The organism is Aquabacterium sp. (assembly GCF_049317225.1).
Lineage (GTDB): Bacteria > Pseudomonadota > Gammaproteobacteria > Burkholderiales > Burkholderiaceae_C > Aquabacterium.
In genome coordinates this window covers 52,549-70,252 of record NZ_JBMOIR010000009.1, presented here as the reverse complement: position 1 = coordinate 70,252, position 17,704 = coordinate 52,549, and the positions used below count along the sequence as shown (strand labels likewise).

General features: G+C 59.3%; 19 protein-coding genes. 2 read left to right on the top strand and 17 right to left on the bottom strand.

The window, feature by feature from the left end:
* Position 1: 1 nt before the first annotated feature.
* From era to ACOYNB_RS08070, 17 genes are all read right to left on the bottom strand, one after another.
* Entirely contained in the window at positions 2–961 is a 960-nt protein-coding gene (era, locus tag ACOYNB_RS08150; protein ID WP_420816895.1) for a GTPase Era, read from the bottom strand.
* Between the two features lie 107 nt (positions 962–1,068).
* Positions 1,069–1,872 (bottom strand): ribonuclease III, encoded by an 804-nt coding sequence (rnc, locus tag ACOYNB_RS08145; protein WP_422838605.1) that lies wholly within the window; start codon positions 1,870–1,872, stop codon positions 1,069–1,071.
* A 63-nt stretch (positions 1,873–1,935) separates the two neighbouring features.
* On the bottom strand, positions 1,936–2,304 hold the full coding sequence (locus tag ACOYNB_RS08140) for a DUF4845 domain-containing protein (RefSeq protein ID WP_422838604.1): 369 nt from the start codon (positions 2,302–2,304) through the stop codon (positions 1,936–1,938).
* A 25-nt stretch (positions 2,305–2,329) separates the two neighbouring features.
* Complete coding sequence (gene lepB / locus ACOYNB_RS08135) at positions 2,330–3,301, bottom strand: signal peptidase I (protein ID WP_422838603.1); 972 nt, start codon at positions 3,299–3,301, stop codon at positions 2,330–2,332.
* Positions 3,301–5,109 carry a translation elongation factor 4 gene (lepA, locus tag ACOYNB_RS08130; RefSeq protein WP_422838602.1) on the bottom strand — a complete coding sequence of 603 codons (1,809 nt, stop codon included), beginning with the start codon at positions 5,107–5,109 and terminating at the stop codon, positions 3,301–3,303. Before lepA ends, lepB begins: the two co-directional genes overlap by 1 nt.
* Positions 5,110–5,493: 384 nt before the next feature.
* Positions 5,494–7,035 carry a DegQ family serine endoprotease gene (locus ACOYNB_RS08125; RefSeq protein ID WP_422838601.1) on the bottom strand — a complete coding sequence of 514 codons (1,542 nt, stop codon included), beginning with the start codon at positions 7,033–7,035 and terminating at the stop codon, positions 5,494–5,496.
* 162 nt (positions 7,036–7,197) lie between these two features.
* Positions 7,198–7,947 carry a sigma-E factor negative regulatory protein gene (locus ACOYNB_RS08120; RefSeq protein ID WP_422838600.1) on the bottom strand — a complete coding sequence of 250 codons (750 nt, stop codon included), beginning with the start codon at positions 7,945–7,947 and terminating at the stop codon, positions 7,198–7,200.
* A gap of 94 nt (positions 7,948–8,041) precedes the next feature.
* Positions 8,042–8,731: an RNA polymerase sigma factor RpoE gene (rpoE, locus tag ACOYNB_RS08115; protein ID WP_422838599.1), complete on the bottom strand. Its 690-nt coding sequence runs from the start codon at positions 8,729–8,731 to the stop codon at positions 8,042–8,044.
* Positions 8,728–9,414 carry a hypothetical protein gene (locus tag ACOYNB_RS08110; RefSeq protein WP_422838598.1) on the bottom strand — a complete coding sequence of 229 codons (687 nt, stop codon included), beginning with the start codon at positions 9,412–9,414 and terminating at the stop codon, positions 8,728–8,730. The genes rpoE and ACOYNB_RS08110 overlap by 4 nt, the downstream gene beginning before the upstream one ends.
* Before the next feature lie 38 nt (positions 9,415–9,452).
* Positions 9,453–10,697 (bottom strand): beta-ketoacyl-ACP synthase II, encoded by a 1,245-nt coding sequence (fabF, locus tag ACOYNB_RS08105; protein WP_422838597.1) that lies wholly within the window; start codon positions 10,695–10,697, stop codon positions 9,453–9,455.
* Between the two features lie 71 nt (positions 10,698–10,768).
* Complete coding sequence (gene acpP, locus ACOYNB_RS08100; RefSeq protein WP_109036166.1) at positions 10,769–11,008, bottom strand: acyl carrier protein; 240 nt, start codon at positions 11,006–11,008, stop codon at positions 10,769–10,771.
* 108 nt (positions 11,009–11,116) lie between these two features.
* Positions 11,117–11,863, bottom strand: a complete 747-nt coding sequence (gene fabG / locus ACOYNB_RS08095) for a 3-oxoacyl-ACP reductase FabG (protein ID WP_422838596.1) — start codon at positions 11,861–11,863, stop codon at positions 11,117–11,119.
* Complete coding sequence (gene fabD / locus ACOYNB_RS08090) at positions 11,860–12,798, bottom strand: ACP S-malonyltransferase (protein WP_422838595.1); 939 nt, start codon at positions 12,796–12,798, stop codon at positions 11,860–11,862. The genes fabG and fabD overlap by 4 nt, the downstream gene beginning before the upstream one ends.
* A gap of 45 nt (positions 12,799–12,843) precedes the next feature.
* Positions 12,844–13,878 (bottom strand): beta-ketoacyl-ACP synthase III, encoded by a 1,035-nt coding sequence (locus ACOYNB_RS08085; protein ID WP_422838594.1) that lies wholly within the window; start codon positions 13,876–13,878, stop codon positions 12,844–12,846.
* Positions 13,879–13,889: 11 nt separating this feature from the next.
* Complete coding sequence (gene plsX / locus ACOYNB_RS08080; RefSeq protein ID WP_422838593.1) at positions 13,890–14,987, bottom strand: phosphate acyltransferase PlsX; 1,098 nt, start codon at positions 14,985–14,987, stop codon at positions 13,890–13,892.
* Positions 14,988–15,140: 153 nt separating this feature from the next.
* Positions 15,141–15,326: a 50S ribosomal protein L32 gene (gene rpmF, locus ACOYNB_RS08075; RefSeq protein ID WP_422838592.1), complete on the bottom strand. Its 186-nt coding sequence runs from the start codon at positions 15,324–15,326 to the stop codon at positions 15,141–15,143.
* 187 nt (positions 15,327–15,513) lie between these two features.
* Positions 15,514–16,119, bottom strand: coding sequence for a YceD family protein (locus ACOYNB_RS08070; protein ID WP_422838591.1), 606 nt, complete (start codon positions 16,117–16,119; stop codon positions 15,514–15,516).
* 48 nt (positions 16,120–16,167) lie between these two features.
* Between ACOYNB_RS08070 and ACOYNB_RS08065 the strand changes: the two genes are divergently transcribed.
* Positions 16,168–16,818 carry a Maf family nucleotide pyrophosphatase gene (locus ACOYNB_RS08065; RefSeq protein WP_422838590.1) on the top strand — a complete coding sequence of 217 codons (651 nt, stop codon included), beginning with the start codon at positions 16,168–16,170 and terminating at the stop codon, positions 16,816–16,818.
* 1 nt (position 16,819) lies between these two features.
* Positions 16,820–17,641 carry an SAM-dependent methyltransferase gene (locus tag ACOYNB_RS08060; RefSeq protein ID WP_422838589.1) on the top strand — a complete coding sequence of 274 codons (822 nt, stop codon included), beginning with the start codon at positions 16,820–16,822 and terminating at the stop codon, positions 17,639–17,641.
* The last annotated feature ends 63 nt before the right edge of the window (positions 17,642–17,704 follow it).

Genomic DNA, 17,704 nt, shown 5'->3' with positions numbered 1-17,704 from the left:
CTTATTCGTAGCCGTAGGTGCGCAAGCGGGCATCGTCATCTGCCCAACCCGAGCGAACCTTGACCCACAACTCCAAAAACACCTTGCTACCCATCAGTCGCTCCAACTCGGTCCGAGCCTCGGTGCCGATGCGTTTGAGACGCTCGCCCTTGTCGCCGATGATCATGCCTTTGTGCTGCTCTCGTTCGACAATGATGGTTGCCGCAATGCGCACCAAGCCAGTTGCTTTGGGCTTACCCGGAGGTGGCGGCTCTTCGGCATAGGCATCAATGACCACCGTCGACGTGTAGGGAAGCTCATCTCCGGTGAGACGGAACAGCTTTTCACGGATGATTTCACTGGCAAGGAATCGATCTGTGCGATCAGTCAACGCCTCAGAGTCGTACCACCAGCCTTGCTCAGGCAAATAGGGACGGAGGATGCCCAGCAAACGAACGGTATCAGCCTCTTTCTGGGCAGATAGCGGCACGTACTCCGTGAAGGGATGGTGCGCTTGCATGGACTGCAGCCAAGGGAACAAGTCTTCCCGACGATGAACCAGATCCAGCTTGTTGGCAACCAAAATGACCGGCTTGTCTTTTGGCAGCAAAGCCAGCACCTTGGCATCGTCCGGGCCGTAACGACCGGCCTCCACCAGGAACATCACCACGTCCACGTCGGACAGGGTGGCTTGCACTGTCTTGTTCAAATTGCGATTGAGGGCCGCTGTCCCACGCACCGTATGGCGCGTCTGGAAACCTGGTGTGTCCACGAACACAAACTGGGTGTCACCATCGGTACGAATGCCTGTAATGCGGTGACGCGTGGTCTGCGCCTTGCGCGATGTGATTGACACCTTCTGTCCGACCAGCGCATTCAACAAGGTGGACTTGCCGACGTTGGGGCGCCCCACGATCGCAATCAGGCCACAGCGCTGCTGGGCATCGGGGACTGCTTGCTCCGCCCCACCCTTCTTCGCCATAGAGAGATTGGCCAGCATGGCATCCAGCGAGGGATTGAGGTTGTCTTCGGGTTTGGTGGACATGAGCAGCGTTGCAGTAAACAGTTCAGTTGGCAATCAGACTGGGATCAGCCTTGATGTTGTGAAGAACGACGAGATTTCTTGACCACGACGGTCGGCACCTTTCGTGCGGACGGAATGTCTTTGGGCGACAGACTCTCCAGATGGCGAAGCACCAATTGGGCTGCCGCCTGTTCAGCGGCGCGACGCGATAAACCCTCGGCAGTCAAGCTCAAATCCATATCAGTCAGCTCGCATGCAACCACGAATACCTGCTCGTGGGCCTTGCCTCGCGTCGAATCGATACGGTAATGTGGGACAGACATCTTGCGCGCCTGCAGCCATTCCTGCAAGGCAGTTTTGGGGTCTTTCGCCCAAACCTCTGTGCTGGACTGCGCCACCACAGGCTCAAACAAGCGCATGACCAATCCGTGCGCCGTTGCGAAGCCAGCGTCCAGGTAAATGGCACCAATGATGGCTTCCAGCACGTCCGCCAAAATCGACGGACGCTGGGCTCCGCCCCCTTTGGCCTCACCTTCACTCAGACGCAACACCTCAGGCAAAGCCAGTTGCACAGCCAACTTGTGCAGCATGTCTTGGCGAACCAAATGTGCCCGAATGCGAGTCAAATCCCCCTCATCACTGTCGGAGTAGCGCTTGTAGAGCAGATCAGACACGCCCAGATTCAGGACAGCATCCCCGAGGAATTCAAGACGCTCGTAGTGGTCGGCACCAAAGCTCTTGTGGGTCACCGCACGGGCCAGCAACCGCGGCTCGGCGAAGACATGCCCGAGGCGCTGCTGCAAAGCCTGCAAGGCAGGCGTTTGCCCACGTGCTGGGTCAGGTTGAGATGAATGGGGCGAACGTGCCATAAAAAACAAAAGCGGGCCTGAAGTTCAGGCCCGTGAACAGACGTCAGTCGATGAGAGCCAGTCTTACTTGGATTGGCCTTGAAATTTGATCAACAGATAAACGGGATCCATCAATTCAATCTCCTTGTCGTAAGCGAACTTGATGACCACCTTATCGTTTTCCTTCGTGACATCCAGATCACGTGAATGAACAGATGTCACGCCATATTCGACCTGGGCCGCACGGTCAAATGCCGCGCGAATTTCGGGAACGGTTGACCCGCCGGTTTGAGCGACCTTGTTGACCATCGACGACAGCGTACGATATTCAGTCAGCGCAGGGATCACCTTCATCCCAACCAACGCAACGGAGCAAAACAACACGGCCCAGAACATCAAACCAATCAATGTGATGCCTGATTGGTGTTGGGCGGTCTTGGTATGGCGGGACATGTGATTCAACCTCTCTGTTCAATCCTTACTGGAAGAAGCCAATGCGCTTGACATCACCCAGGTTCATCCAGATCACAAAGGCCTTGCCGACGATGTTTTCGTCTGGCACAAAGCCCCAGAAACGCGAGTCCTGAGAATTGTCGCGGTTATCGCCCATCACGAAGTAGTGACCGGCAGGCACCTTGCACACGACACCTTCACCACTGTAGCGACAGTTCTCCTTGAATGGATAGTCTTCGATGGCCTGCGGTGGCACAAATGGTGGGCGATCTGTATCAATCAGGATACGGTGCGTCAAACCGGGCAAGGCTTCGCTGTACTGCTTGGAGTAGCGGAGGCTGTCTGCGTCGTAAAACTCGGACAAAGGCACTTCTTCAACAGGCTTGCCGTTGATCCTAAGTTCCTTGTTGAGGTAGCTGACCTCGTCCCCCGGCAACCCCACGACACGCTTGATGTAGTCCATCTTGGGGTTCACGGGGTAACGGAACACCATGACGTCGCCGCGCTGGGGCTCATTGTTAGGAATGATCTTCTTGTTGATCACTGGCAAGCGGATGCCGTAGTGAAACTTGTTGACCAGGATGAAGTCGCCCACCAGCAAGGTGGGAATCATCGAACCGGAGGGAATCTTGAAGGGCTCGAACAGGAACGAGCGCATCAGGAACACCACGCAGATCACCGGGAACAAGCCGGCTGTCCAATCCAGCCACCAAGGCTGCATGAGCAAGCGATCACGCGCCTGTGTCACATCGGTATCGACCTGGGTGATGCCTTGCGCCGCCAACTGCGCCTTGCGCGCCTCGGCCTCAGTCACCAGACGTGCTGCGGCAGCTTCACGCTCGGGACGGAACTTGTAGCGCTCGGCCAGCCAATACGCCAGGGTCACCACGGTCATCAGGAACAGCAGCAGAGAGAAATTCCCCTGCCACTGACCACCGTACCAGCCCCCCAAATAGACGGCAAATGCCGCCAGCAACACACTGGTAAAGAGATTCATCAATCGTCCACTTGCAGAATGGCCAAGAATGCTTCTTGTGGTACCTCGACGGCACCAATTTGCTTCATGCGCTTCTTGCCGGCCTTTTGTTTTTCGAGCAGCTTGCGCTTACGGGTGATGTCACCACCGTAGCATTTTGCCAGCACGTTCTTGCGCAGCGCCTTGATGTTTTCGCGGGCAATGATGTTGCCGCCAATGGCTGCCTGAATGGCCACGTCGTACATCTGACGCGGAATCTGCTCGCGCATCTTGGCCGCCACGGCACGGCCGCGGTACTGCGCCTGCGTCCGGTGCACGATGATGGACAAGGCATCCACGCGGTCACCGTTGATCAGCAGGTCGACCTTGACCACGTCAGAGGCACGGTACTCCTTGAACTCATAGTCCATCGACGCGTAACCACGCGACACCGACTTGAGCTTGTCGAAGAAATCCAGCACGATTTCGGCCAGCGGCATTTCGTAGGTCAGCATGACCTGACGACCGTGATAGGCCATGTTCATCTGCACGCCGCGCTTCTGGTTGGCCAGGGTCATGACCGGGCCCACATAGTCTTGCGGCATGTAGAGGTGCACGGTCACGATGGGCTCGCGGATCTCGCGGATACGGCCCACGTCCGGCATCTTCGAGGGATTCTCGACGTCGATGACAGTGCCGTCGTTGAGCTCCACCTCGTAGACCACGCTGGGCGCGGTGGTGACCAGATCCTGATCGAACTCACGCTCCAAGCGCTCCTGCACGATTTCCATGTGCAGCAGCCCCAGGAAACCACAGCGGAAACCAAAGCCCAGCGCCTGAGACACTTCGGGCTCGTAACGCAGCGAGCTGTCGTTGAGCTTGAGCTTTTCGAGTGCATCACGCAGTTGGTCGTATTCGGACGACTCGCTGGGATACAGCCCTGCAAACACCTGCGGCTGGATTTCCTTGAAGCCAGGCAGTGGTTGCTCGGCTGGACCGGCGTTGTTCGGCAGCTTCTTTTCAACGGTGATGGTGTCACCCACCTTGGCCGCAGCCAGCTCCTTGATACCGCAGATCACGAAGCCCACTTCACCAGCACGCAACTCGGGGCGATCCACCGACTTGGGCGTGAACACCCCCAGGTGGTCAACGGGATACACCGAGTTGGTGGCCATCAGACGGATGCGCTCGCCCTTCTTGAGCGAACCATCGACCACACGAACCAGCATGACCACGCCCACGTAGTTGTCGAACCACGCATCGATGATCATGGCGCGCAGCGGGCCGGTAGCATCCCCCTTGGGCGCGGGCATCTTGGCGACAACCGCTTCCAGGATGTCTTCCACACCCATGCCGGTCTTGGCCGAGCAAGGGATACCGTCCGAGGCGTCAATGCCGATCACATCTTCGATTTCAGCCTTGGCGCGATCGGGATCGGCCTGCGGCAAGTCCATCTTGTTGAGCACAGGTACCACTTCCACACCCAGATCGAGCGCGGTATAGCAGTTGGCCACAGTCTGTGCTTCGACGCCCTGGCTGGCGTCCACCACCAGCAAGGCGCCTTCACAGGCCGACAGCGAGCGACTGACTTCGTAAGAGAAGTCGACGTGACCCGGGGTGTCGATCAGGTTGAGGTTGTAAACCTTGCCATTGCGCGCCTTGTACTCCAGAGCAGCGGTCTGGGCCTTGATGGTGATGCCGCGCTCTTTCTCGATGTCCATCGAGTCGAGCACCTGGGCTTCCATCTCGCGGTCACTGAGGCCGCCGCAGCGCTGAATGATGCGATCAGCCAGGGTGGACTTCCCGTGGTCGATGTGCGCGATGATCGAGAAATTACGAATGTGATCCATAAAAAAAAGGCACGTGCGATGTAGCGACGCGCCTTCCAACAAAAACGTATGGCAACTGCTTGTTGGACTTCCATTCTAATGAAAGTCCCCCGGGGAACGCCGCGTCACAGCTCCCTTCAAGCGCTTGGCGGCCCCTTCCACCCCCGCTATGCACAACTTATCAACAAGTCTGTGTGGGTAACTTGATCCGAAATGGCAACTCAGACCGGGGATGCACCAGAGCGGCGATTGTAGCCAGATTCCACCCCGTCCTCGCGAGTTATCAACAGCAATTCGCGATGTCGAAGGCCGCCAACAACCCTTTTGCACACAAGGATTTAGCGCAAGAAAAACCCCGACCCGGCACCGCGGCCGGATCGGGGCTCATTGCTCAGCGGATCCGACTCATTGTCCCGGACGAATCACGGCGTATTGCGCCCATTCACCACGGCGCACCAGCACACTGACCGGACGGCTTTTGTCGAGCTTGCCAAGCATGGTTTCAAACTGCTTGACGTCCGCCACTTGGGTATTGGCCAACGCCAGGATCACATCCCCCGCAAGCAGGCCCGCACGCGCTGCAGGCCCCTGCGCGGCCTCCACCAGCACGCCGCCGTTGATGTTGAGTTCTCGCTTCTGCGCCGCACTCAAATCCATCAACTGCAAGCCGAGCGACGTGGCAGCCAGCTTGGTTTCTGCCGCCTTGTCTGCCTTGGACTTGGGGGCATCCATTTCACCCACGACCACGGTCAGGTCCTTGTAGGCGCCGCGGCGGAACACTTTCACGGTGGACTTGGTCCCGGGCTTGGTGCTGCCGACCAGACGCGGCAGATCAGAAGCCTTGTCGATGTCTTGCCCGTTGTACTTGGTGATGATGTCGCCGGCTTCGACGCCCGCCTTGTCAGCCGGCGTGCCCTGCTCCACGCCCTGCACCAACGCGCCAACAGGTTTACCCAAGCCAATCGACTCCGCGACCGCCTTGGTCACCGGCGCAATCGAGACACCGATGCGACCGCGCACCACCTTGCCACCTGCGCGCAACTGCTCCGCCACCTTCATGGCATCGTCAATCGGGATAGACAGTGAGATGCCCATGAAGCCCCCCGAACGACTCAGGATCTGGGAGTTGATACCCACCACCTCGCCTCGCATGTTGATCAGCGGGCCGCCCGAATTGCCGGGGTTGACGGCCACATCCGTTTGGATGAAGCGGATTTCTTCGCCAGTGTCACGCGCCTTGGCACTGACGATGCCGGCGGTCACGGTGTTCTCCAGACCGAACGGCGTCCCGATGGCCATGACCCACTCACCAACCTTCAGCCGATTCACGTCACCAATGCTGACGGCAGGAAGCTTGCTAGCTTCGATCTTCAAAACCGCCACGTCAGTGCGCTTGTCAGCCCCCACCACCTTGGCTTTGAATTCGCGCTTGTCAGTCAGGTTGACGTAAACCTCGTCAGCACCGTCAATGACGTGCGCGTTGGTCATCACATAGCCATCGGCACTCAGGATGAAGCCAGAACCGACACCGCGAGGTCGCTCTTCCCCCTGCGGCTTGGCTTGCGGGGGATTGTTCTTTCGGGGGGAAGGCGTTGGCAACGGGGTGCCAAAGAAGCGGCGGAAAAATTCGCGCATCTGCGCCTCAGCTTCATCCCCGCCATCTTCGTCATCCGCATTCACGCGCTGGGTGGTTCGAATGCTGACAACGGAGGGGCCCACCCGCTCCACCAGTTCAGTGAAGTCTGGCAACCCCTTGACCAACAGAGGCGCTTGATTACTTGCAGCCGAAGAAGGCTGCGTTGCAAAGGGCGCTGGCTGTTGTGCCTGAGATGCATGAGGAAACAGGCTTGAACTCAGGACCAACCCCACAGCGGTGACCACAGCACCGACCGTCAAGGTTCGCCGAATGACCGACGACGAGGGGGTCGAGGAACGAGAAAGCGACATGTGCATTCACCTCACAAAAGAAACACGAACGGTAAGTTGTCAACGTCAGAGTCCGACATTTCGCTGACAGTTCCTCCATTCGAGTCAATAAATGTAAAGCGCACCCAATGAAAAAAGCCGCCGGCACATGTGCTGGCGGCTTCGTATCACCGAGGTTGGCACTCAGGGGGATCCGAACACGACCTGACGCGTCACGACACTCTGACTTGGCGCAGAAAACACCTCCGAATCGCGACCGGCGCCCCGCCGAATGCCAAGGATCTGATCCAGTTGGGGGTCGTGAATCAAGATGACGCTTGCCTGAACGGGGCGATTGAAGGTGGGTTCGCTGGGTTGGTTCACGGCTTGCGCAGACTCCACTGCATCCGCCACGGTCATCAACCCTGGCGAACCAACAGCCGTGGGCATGACAGACTGAGCCAACACACTTGTTGCGACCCCTGCGCGCACGGCAGGCGCCTTCGCTGGCACCACCGCTGCGACATCAGATGTCGCACCACTACCGACCTGCTGGGTTTGCACAACGACCACAGCCCCGACCACCATCACGAAACTGGCTGCCACAGCCATCGGCCCAACCCATGCACGCTTACGCAAGGGAAGCGCGGCAGCCACCGAACCGGGTTGAGCGACTCGAACTTGTTCTGCCACCTGCGGCGCCAACACCACAGGCTCATCTGCCAGACGAGCCTGAAACCGTTTCAGAAAATCAGCTCCGGAGCAAGACTGCGCCAAATCCTCCGAGCGCATCACATCACCAATGACTTGATAGCTGTGCCATACCGCTCGCGTCTCAGCAGAGGTGCGCCACGACGCACAGACTTCGCCCACCTCATCTGGGTGAGCTGCGCCATCCGTCAGTGCGGAGAGCAACTCGTTTGTCTTGGTCGTGTCGTTGATTTGTTCAGGCATGGCGTGGGGCTCCGGCATCCTTGCTAAGGAAACTGATCACCGCTGCGGCAAAAAGTTCACTCATCTTTACACTTTACTTTGCGACACCGTGACATCACCAACGCTCCCCTTGCCTGGTATCCAGCAAGGGCCGCAACTTGGTGGCGATGGCTTCTCGTGCTCGAAAAATGCGTGAACGAACCGTCCCGATCGGGCAGTTCATCATTTCAGAGATCTCTTCATAGCTCAGGCCCTCGATTTCACGCAAGGTAATGGCCTGACGCAAATCGTCGGACAGCGCCTCAATGGCTGCATTGACCGTCTCAGCGATCTGGCGACTGGCCAGTACCGACTCAGGGGTTTCACCGTCGGTCAAAGTTTGCTCGACACGGGGGGCGTCATCTTCGTCATCGCGGGACGAACCGAGAGCCGCCTCAGTCAGCAATGGGTCTTTCTGAAGGCCAATCAGCGCCTTCTTGGCCGTGTTGACGGCAATTCTGTACAACCAGGTGTAGAAAGCACTCTCGCCACGGAATGTTGGCAAAGCCCGATATGCCCGGATAAACGTTTCCTGCGCAATATCGTCAATCAAATCAACATCGCGCACCATTCGCGCCAACAAACGCTCAATGCGACGCTGGTATTTGACGACCAACATTTCAAACGCACGCTGGTCTCCTCGCTGCGCACGCTCAACCAAAGGTGCGTCTGCGTCGTCAATCGGCGGCGCTGCGCCACGGATGACGTCCGCCTCACCCGAAGAAAGTTTGGGCGCTTGAGGGCCATCCATCTCTTGCTGACTCATGCCACTTCCTCGGTCGCAGCGACCGGCGATCGTGCGATGCGCCTCTCCGCCAAGGTTGACTGTGATGGCAAGACAACTCCCGAATGTTTGTTCGCTACGGATGATGCCACTGATACGCGATGACTTTCGATGTGCCCCCCGGACGTGAGGTGCGAGGGCAAAGCCAGCAGCGTGCGCAAGTAATGCGCATCGTCGCAATGGCGAAGGTCAACCCAGCACCAATACACTGAATGCACATCGCTCGACTCGGATGCCACGCTCAACCGGAGGAGGCGCACCTCACCCAAGTTCACGGTGCACCGAACATTCACAGGTTGAGGACGCTTGCCGTCGACCACCAAGGCCCAACCTGCCAGAGGAGCCTGACTGGAGCGGTTACCTCGATGCGCTTTAACCACGCCTCGCCAGGACAAGTCCATGGCGGACGACAGCGACACGCCGCCCCCTTGCCATAAGCGATAGGCCTGCCACATCAGCCAGAGCACCAGGATCGAGGCCCCAATCGGACTCAACCAAGAAGCGTTGCCCTGCGCCGCGTCGTCGACCACGCTGGACAGCCAACCTGTCAACATGGTCCCCGTGGCAAGCAGGAACAAACGGCCCCCAGAGCGCGCAAATGGCTGCGCCAGGAAACCAGAATGCAAGGTCCAGGACGCAGACCGCGCCAGAGGCGAGACGGGCATCGCAGCCACCAATCGTTGCTGTATGCCCGGCTCAGCGCTTAGACGCGCTTGAAAACCAACGAGCCGTTGGTACCACCGAAGCCGAAGTTGTTCTTCAAGGCTGCGTCGATCTTCATCTCACGCGCCGTATTGGCGCAGTAGTCCAGGTCGCACTCGGGATCCTGGTTGAAGATGTTGATGGTGGGCGGTGAAATCTGGTTGTGGATGGCCAGCACCGTGAACACCGACTCAATGCCACCCGCGCCACCCAAGAGGTGACCCGTCATGGACTTGGTCGAGTTGACCACCAACTTCTTGGCGTCGTCACCAAACGCCAGCTTGATGGCATTGGTTTCGTTGACGTCGCCCAGTGGAGTGGAAGTGCCGTGCGCGTTAAGGTATTGAACCTGATCGGTGTTCAGACCGGCGTTGCGCAGCGCTGCCAGCATGGAGCGCTTGGGGCCATCCACGTCCGGTGCGGTCATGTGATAGGCGTCACCGCTCATGCCAAAGCCAGCCAGTTCGGCGTAAATCTTTGCACCACGCGCCACGGCGCTTTCGTAGGACTCGAGCACCATCACGCCGGCGCCCTCGCCCAGCACGAAGCCGTCACGATCCTTGTCCCAAGGACGGGAGGCCGTCTTGGGATCGTCATTGCGACTCGACAGCGCGCGAGCTGCGGCAAAGCCACCCACACCCAAAGGCGACACGGTGGACTCCGCGCCACCGGCAACCATGATGTCGGCGTCACCAGCTTCGATCATGCGAGCAGCCAGACCGATCGCATGCAAACCGGTTGTACAGGCCGTCACCACACCAATGTTGGGCCCCTTGAAGCCGAACTGGATGGAAACGTGACCCGAGATCATGTTGATGATTGACGCGGGCACAAAGAAAGGCGAAATGCGACGAGGACCACGGTCGATGTAGTCCTTGTGCGTCTGCTCGATCATGGGCAGACCGCCAATGCCGGAGCCCACCATGACGCCAATGCGCTCGGCGACCTCCGGTGCCAGGGCCTCGCCCGTGGGCAGGCCGGCATCACGGACGGCTTGCATCGAGGCAGCCAGTCCGTAATGGATGAATGTGTCCATGTGACGGGCTTCCTTGGCGGGGATGTAATCCTCGATGGAAAAGCCCTTGACCTCGCCCGCGAACTGGCAGGCAAACGCCGAAGCGTCGAATTTCGTGATGGTTTGGATACCGGATTGACCGGCAACCAGGTTAGACCAGGAATCCTGAACGTTATTGCCCAGGGGGGTCACCAGGCCCAGGCCTGTGACGACGACGCGACGACGGGTCATGCTGGAATCTGCAAAAAAGTAGGTCGGATGTGAACAAGGCCCCGAAGGGCCTTGAACAGGGGTCAGCCGGCTCAGGCCTTGGCGTGGGCCTTGGCGTAGTCGATCGCCAACTGAACGGTGGTGATCTTTTCAGCCTCTTCGTCAGGGATCTCGATGCCGAACTCGTCTTCGAGGGCCATCACCAGCTCGACGGTGTCCAGGGAATCAGCGCCCAGATCAGCCACGAAGGCCTTTTCGTTGGTGACTTCAGACTCGGCCACGCCGAGTTGTTCTGCAATGATCTTCTTGACGCGTGCTTCGATATCGCTCATGACTCCTCCAGGAGGGTTGTGCAAACAAACCAGGGATTTTAGCGGTTCAGCGTGTCAATACGCTGACCACATGCAAAAGGATTGAGATTCCCCAGAAACATCTCAAATTCAGTTCATGTACATGCCACCGTTGACATGCAGCTCGACACCTGTCACATAGCCCGCTTGCGGCGATGCGAGATAGGCAACGGCTTCTGCAATGTCTTCAGGCTGACCCAGGCGCCCCAGAGGGATTTGCGCCTTGAGCGCCCCCTGCTGCTCGTCGGACAAGGCCTTGGTCATGTCCGTGTCGATGAAGCCAGGGGCCACGCAGTTGACGGTGATGTTGCGGCTACCCAGTTCGCGCGCCAAAGCGCGTGTCATCCCCGCGACACCAGCCTTGGCGGCGGCGTAGTTGGCTTGACCAGGATTGCCGCTGGCCCCTACCACCGAAGTGATGTTGACGATACGGCCATAGCGTTGCTTCATCATCGGGCGCATCACGCCACGGCTGAGGCGAAAGATGGCCTTGAGGTTGGTGTCGATCACGGCATCCCAGTCCTCGTCCTTCATGCGCATGGCGAGGTTGTCTCGGGTGATGCCTGCGTTGTTCACCAGAATGTGGAGCGCACCGTGTTCTTTGAGGATGGCATCGAGTGCAGCATCCACCGCGGCGGCGTCGGTGACATTCAGGGCCAGACCCTTGCTACCCTCGTAGGCGGCCAAGCCTTCGGAAATGGCCTGCGCACCCGCTTCGGTGGTGGCTGTGCCAATGACCTTCACACCACGCTCAGCCAAAGCCACCGCGATGGCGCGGCCAATGCCTCGGCTGGCACCGGTGACCAGTGCCACTTGTCCTTTGAATTCTGCGGTCATGCCAACAGTCCCTTCGCTTCAGCCAGAGAGGCTGGATCAAAAATGGTGGTGGAGATGAGTTCAGCGTCAATGCGCTTGACCATGCCTGCCAACACCTTACCGGGACCACATTCAATCACATGTGTGTGACCGCGAGACTTCAAAGCCTGGATGGTTTCCACCCAACGCACCGGACCAAAGGCCTGACGGTACAGCGCATCGCGCAGCGCGTCCGCGTCGGACACCACGGCCACGTCAATGTTGTTGATGACGGGGATGGCAGGCACGGCAAACGGCGTTGCCGACAGCTTTTCCTTCAGGCGCTCTGCGGCAGGCTTCATGAGGCTGGAGTGAAACGGTGCCGACACCGGCAGCGGTAGCGCACGCTTAGCACCCGCAGCCTTCAGTACTTCACACGCCTTTTCCACGGCGGCCTTGGTGCCAGCGATCACGGTTTGCTTGGGGTCGTTGAAATTAACGGCTTCAACCGCCTCGCCCACCGCAGCAGCGGCTTCGGCGCAACCGGCCTTCACGGCCTCACCGTCGAGACCGAGGATGGCAGCCATGCCACCCACGCCCACGGGCACGGCTTCTTGCATGGCTTGTGCGCGGAAGCGAACGAGGGGCAGCGCATCTTTCAGGGTCAGGGCACCCGCAGCAACCAAGGCGCTGTACTCACCCAACGAGTGACCGGCCACGGCAGCAGGCGTCAGGCCGGTTTCAGCCAGCCAGGCGCGCCAGCAAGCCACACCCGCTGTCAGCATGACGGGCTGGGTGTTGGTGGTGAGGTCGAGCGACTCTTTGGGGCCTTCGGCGATCAGCTTGCCGATGTCTTCGCCCAGCGCGTCAGACGCTTCAGCCAAGGTCTCACGCACGGCTGCGTGCCCTTCCCAGGCGTTGAGCATGCCCACGGCCTGAGAACCCTGGCCGGGGAAAACGAATGCAAACGAGGTCATGTATGTCCTTCTGATATGGGAAACCACAGGGGCATCTGGCAGAAATCAGTAATCCACCAGCACCGCACCCCATGTAAAGCCGCCGCCCACCCCCTCCAGCAACAAAGTCTGGCCGCGCTGAATCTGTCCGCTGCGGACAGCGTGATCCAGCGCCAAAGGAATAGAGGCCGCCGAGGTGTTGCCGTGCTGATCCACGGTCACCACGATCTTGTCGAGACCAAGCCGGAGTTTACGTGCAGTCCCCTGCATGATTCGCAAATTTGCTTGATGCGGGATAAGCCAATCGATACAAGACTCATCACGTCCAGCAACTTCCAGCACTTCATGTGCTGCTTTATCGAGCACACCTACCGCGAGCTTGAAGACGGCCTGACCATCCATCTTGAGTGTGGGATCGCCCAAAATGGATCCACACGAAATGGCAGCAGGAACGTTGAGAATGTCCGCATAACGGCCATCGGCATGCAAGCGCGACGCGACCACCCCAGGTTGATCTGATGCTTCCAACACCACGGCACCAGCGCCGTCACCAAAGAGCACGCAGGTGGTGCGGTCCTTGAAGTCCAGCAAGCGGGAAAAGACTTCCGCACCAATGACCAAAGCCCGGCGAGCTGATCCTGTGCGAATCATGGCGTCCGCCACAGTCAGGGCATACACAAAGCCGGAGCACACGGCCTGCACATCGAATGCAGGGCACCCGTGCACACCCAACTGGCGCTGAATCAGGCAGGCCGTGGATGGAAAAACCATGTCCGGGGTGGACGTGGCGCAGACGATCAAGTCGATGTCCGAGGGCGCGAGGCCCGCAGCGTCCAGCGCACGACGAGCGGCGTCGACGCCCAAGGCACTGGACGTGACACCTTCGTCGGCGAAGTGGCGGGCTCGAATACCCGTTCGCTCGACGATCCACTCGTCTGATGTAGCGATCCCGTCTCGCGCAAGGCGGTCAACCATGTCCTGGTTGGTGACCCTGTTGGGCGGCAGGCAACTGCCTGTGCCCGCGATACGGGAGTAACGCACTCCGGAAACCGGAGGGGGAGAAAAGGAGCTAGCCTTGTCGTCTGTCTGTCTTGTGGACATTGAAAATGGGATCAGGCCGCACGGCCCACATCCGCCTGCGCATTCGAGTCAGCCGCTTGTGGCAGGCTTTCGAGCGTGGCTGCGATCTGGTCATGAACCCGGTCCAGCAGTCGATGACGGGCCGCATCATAAGCTCTATTTAATGCAACCTCAAAGGCCAAGCTGTCCGAAGATCCGTGACTCTTGAACACCAAGCCGCGCAAACCAAGCAGCGCCGCGCCGCTGTAGCGCCGGTGGTCAACACGGTTTTTAAAGCGATTTAGCACAGGCATCGCAACCAAAGCCACCAGTTTGGACGCCAATGTGCGCGTGAACTCTTGCTTGATGAAGGCCGCAAACATGCTGGCCAGACCTTCTGCGGTCTTCAATGCAACGTTCCCGACAAAGCCATCACAGACCACAATGTCAGTAGTGCCTTTGAAGATGTCGTTGCCTTCGACGTTGCCGAAGAAATTGATCAACTGGCGATCGTCCGCCGTACGCAGCAACTCGCCGGCCTGCTTGATGACTTCGCTGCCCTTGATGACTTCTTCACCGATGTTCAGCAAGCCCACGCTAGGGCTGTCCCTGCCATCCACGGCCGAAACCAGGGCGCTGCCCATGACGGCAAACTGCAGCAAGTGCTCGGCTGTGCAGTCAACGTTGGCACCCAAGTCCAGCACAGTTGTGAAGCCGTCTTTCTGATTGGGCATCACGGTGGCCAACGCAGGGCGGTCAATGCCTTCGACCGTCTTGAGCAGATAGCGCGCCAGCGCCATCAGCGCCCCGGTATTCCCGGCAGACACGCAGGCATGCGCCGCAGCCGGCTTGTCGGCCGTCGCCTTGACCTGACTGATCGCCACGCGCATGGACGAATCCTTCTTACGGCGCAGCGCGGTTTCGACCGGGTCATCCATGGTGACGACCTCGGTGGCCGCCACGATGGCCGTGCGGGGCCAGGATTGAGCCGGCGCCAGCGCGTCCGACAAGCCCACCAGCACCAGTTCCGCCTCAGGATGCTTGTCGAGGAAGGCCTTGCACGCAGGCAACGTTACGGAGGGGCCATGATCCCCTCCCATACAGTCCACGGCAATCCGAACGGGCGACAACAGGTTCTCGGCAGCAGTCATGAGCAGAAACGGAAATGGTGGGTCACACGAGTGACCCGATGGTGCTTCCAGTCAATTTCGGAAGGCACAAAAGACAAGGGCTGGCAAGCCGAAAAATCGGTCTGTCCAGCCCTATGGCTTGAGTCATGCCCGACAAACGCCGGGCAAGCCTGATCAGGCGGCGTCGCCCTTGGTCTTCAGGACCTTGCGACCACGGTAGAAACCGGTGGGGCTGATGTGGTGACGCAGATGGGTTTCGCCGGTAGTGGCTTCCACAGCGGTGCCTGGGGTGGTCAGAGCATTGTGCGAGCGGTGCATGCCACGCTTAGAGGGCGACTTTTTATTTTGCTGAACGGCCATTTTAGACTCCGGTAAACGGGCTTCAGGCAGCCCGTGGGTTTGTCAGACCACACCGTTGCCGGACCAGGGCCTTGCCACCGATTCCGACCCACCTTGCAGTCCGCAAGTGTTGAAAATGAAGCTTTATTGATCCGGGGTTAGCCGGAAAACTCGCCATTCTAGCACGAGATATGGCGCCCTCACAAATTTACTTTCCGCCCTTTTTCAGGGCTGCCAACACCGCGAACGGGTTTGGCTTGCCGGACTTGTCCAGCGCCACCTCTTCAGCAGCCTCAGGTTCTGCGGGCTTGCCGGGAACCGGCGTCTCCGTTTCGTCATTCATCAACGAAGCGACATCCGTGGGGCAAACGTCATGGCGGGGCACGATCGGCTGCGCCATGATGAGCTCGTCCTCGATCAACTCAAGCAGATCGAAATTGCGAGCCAGTGCCAACACATCATCGTCGCTGTCAGCATCCATTTGGGCCGCGGTTTCCTCGTCCTTTGCGAAGCGGATGCTGCGCTCGAACTCGACCAATTCGGAAACCGGGTGCAAACAACGCTGACACTCCAGTGGCAACACGACCGATGCGCTCAGATCCAGCCAAAGCTGTGGCGCACTCATGCGCTGAGCAACTTGGCGCCCCTGCGCCTTCCAGCGCACAGCCGCCACCGTTGAGACATCCGTCCCTGGCGCCATGCCTTCAGCCAAGCGAGGCAAGTCCGCGACGGCAGACTCGCCAGACAACACTTCGCCAGATTCAATAAAGGCCCCGACATCCAACTTGCGGGGCACAAATGTGCGTGCTTTCATGGGCTGAAGTTTAGAGGCAGACAGCGTTTCCCACAGACAATATCGCCCATGCCCAACGCAACCCGTGCCCTTCCCCCTCGCGCCGACAGGCCATGGCCCCGCTTGATATTGGGGTCGACCTCCACTTACCGGCGGGAATTGCTGGCGCGCTTGCGACTGCCGTTTGACACCTGCTCGCCCGATGTGGATGAGTGTGCATTGCCAGGCGAGACCCCGCTGGCGATGGCGGTGCGGCTGGCTGAGATGAAGGCGCGAGCGGTAGCTGCGCAGATGGTGGACGATGTGGTGGTGATTGGCTCGGATCAAGTGGCCGATCTGGCAGGATCGCCGCTGGGCAAGCCAGGCGATCACGCGCGTGCCACCGCTCAGTTGCGCGCCATGCGGGGCCAGGTGGTTCTATTCCACACAGCAGTCTGCGTGACCAGGCCTCACACTCATTTTTGTCAAACGCGCGTCAACACCGTGGCCGTGCGCTTCAAGGCGCTCAGCGACACCGAGATCGAAGCCTACCTGAAGCTGGAACAGCCCTATGACTGCGCCGGCAGCGCCAAATGCGAAGGCCTGGGCATCAGCTTGCTGTCCGGCATCGAGTCGGATGACCCCACATCGCTGATCGGCCTGCCGTTGATTTTGACCAGCCAGTTGCTGAGCGAGGCAGGGTTGAACCCACTCGCCTGGCTGACCACCCAGGGACTCTGACATGTCTCAAGAACAGACCGGCGCGAATGTCCCACACAAAGGGCGCCTGATTCTCATCCCCAACACCCTGGACTTTGGCTGCATCGGCCCTTCGCAAGAAGGCGGCAGCATGCCCGATTTGCGGGAAGTCATCCCCATGGGTGCGCTGACTGCAGCGGCACGACTTCGCCACTGGGTGGCCGAGAACGCCAAGACCACGCGGGCGTTTCTCAAACGGGTGGGCGAAGTGTGCCCTTTAGCCACACCGATGCAAGAGCAAGACATTCAGGTGCTGCCGCGCCCTCCGAAGGGCGGCGGCGCCAAGGCAACGCGTGAAGACGAACAAGCCGTCCAGGCACTGCTGAAGCCGGCCTTGCAAGGCCATGATGTCGGGCTGATTTCGGAGGCAGGCCTACCCGGCGTGGCCGATCCTGGCGCGGCCGTCGTGCTGGCTGCTCACCGAGCGGGCATCACGGTCGTTCCGCTTTCGGGCCCCAGTTCCCTGGTTTTGGCCCTGGCTGCCAGCGGGCTTCATGGCCAAAGCTTTGCGTTTGTCGGCTACCTCCCGGTGGACAGCAGCCAGCGGGCTCAACGCATTCGTGAGCTAGAGCTGATCTCACGCAAGGCCTATCAGACTCAACTGGTGATCGAAACACCTTATCGCAACACCGCCTTGTGGCAGTCCTTGGTTCAACACTTGCAACCACAGACCTTGTTGAGCGTCAGTTGTGGCATCACCCTGGGCAGTGGATGGACGCGCACCAACACCGTTTCGCGCTGGCGCCAAGAGAAACTGGAGATCCCGGACAACATTCCAGCCGTTTTCAGCTGGCTTGCCGCCTGACGTCATACAGACACGAGCGCTTCTTGCGACAATGCTTGCTCGCCACGGATTCTTTTATTGCAC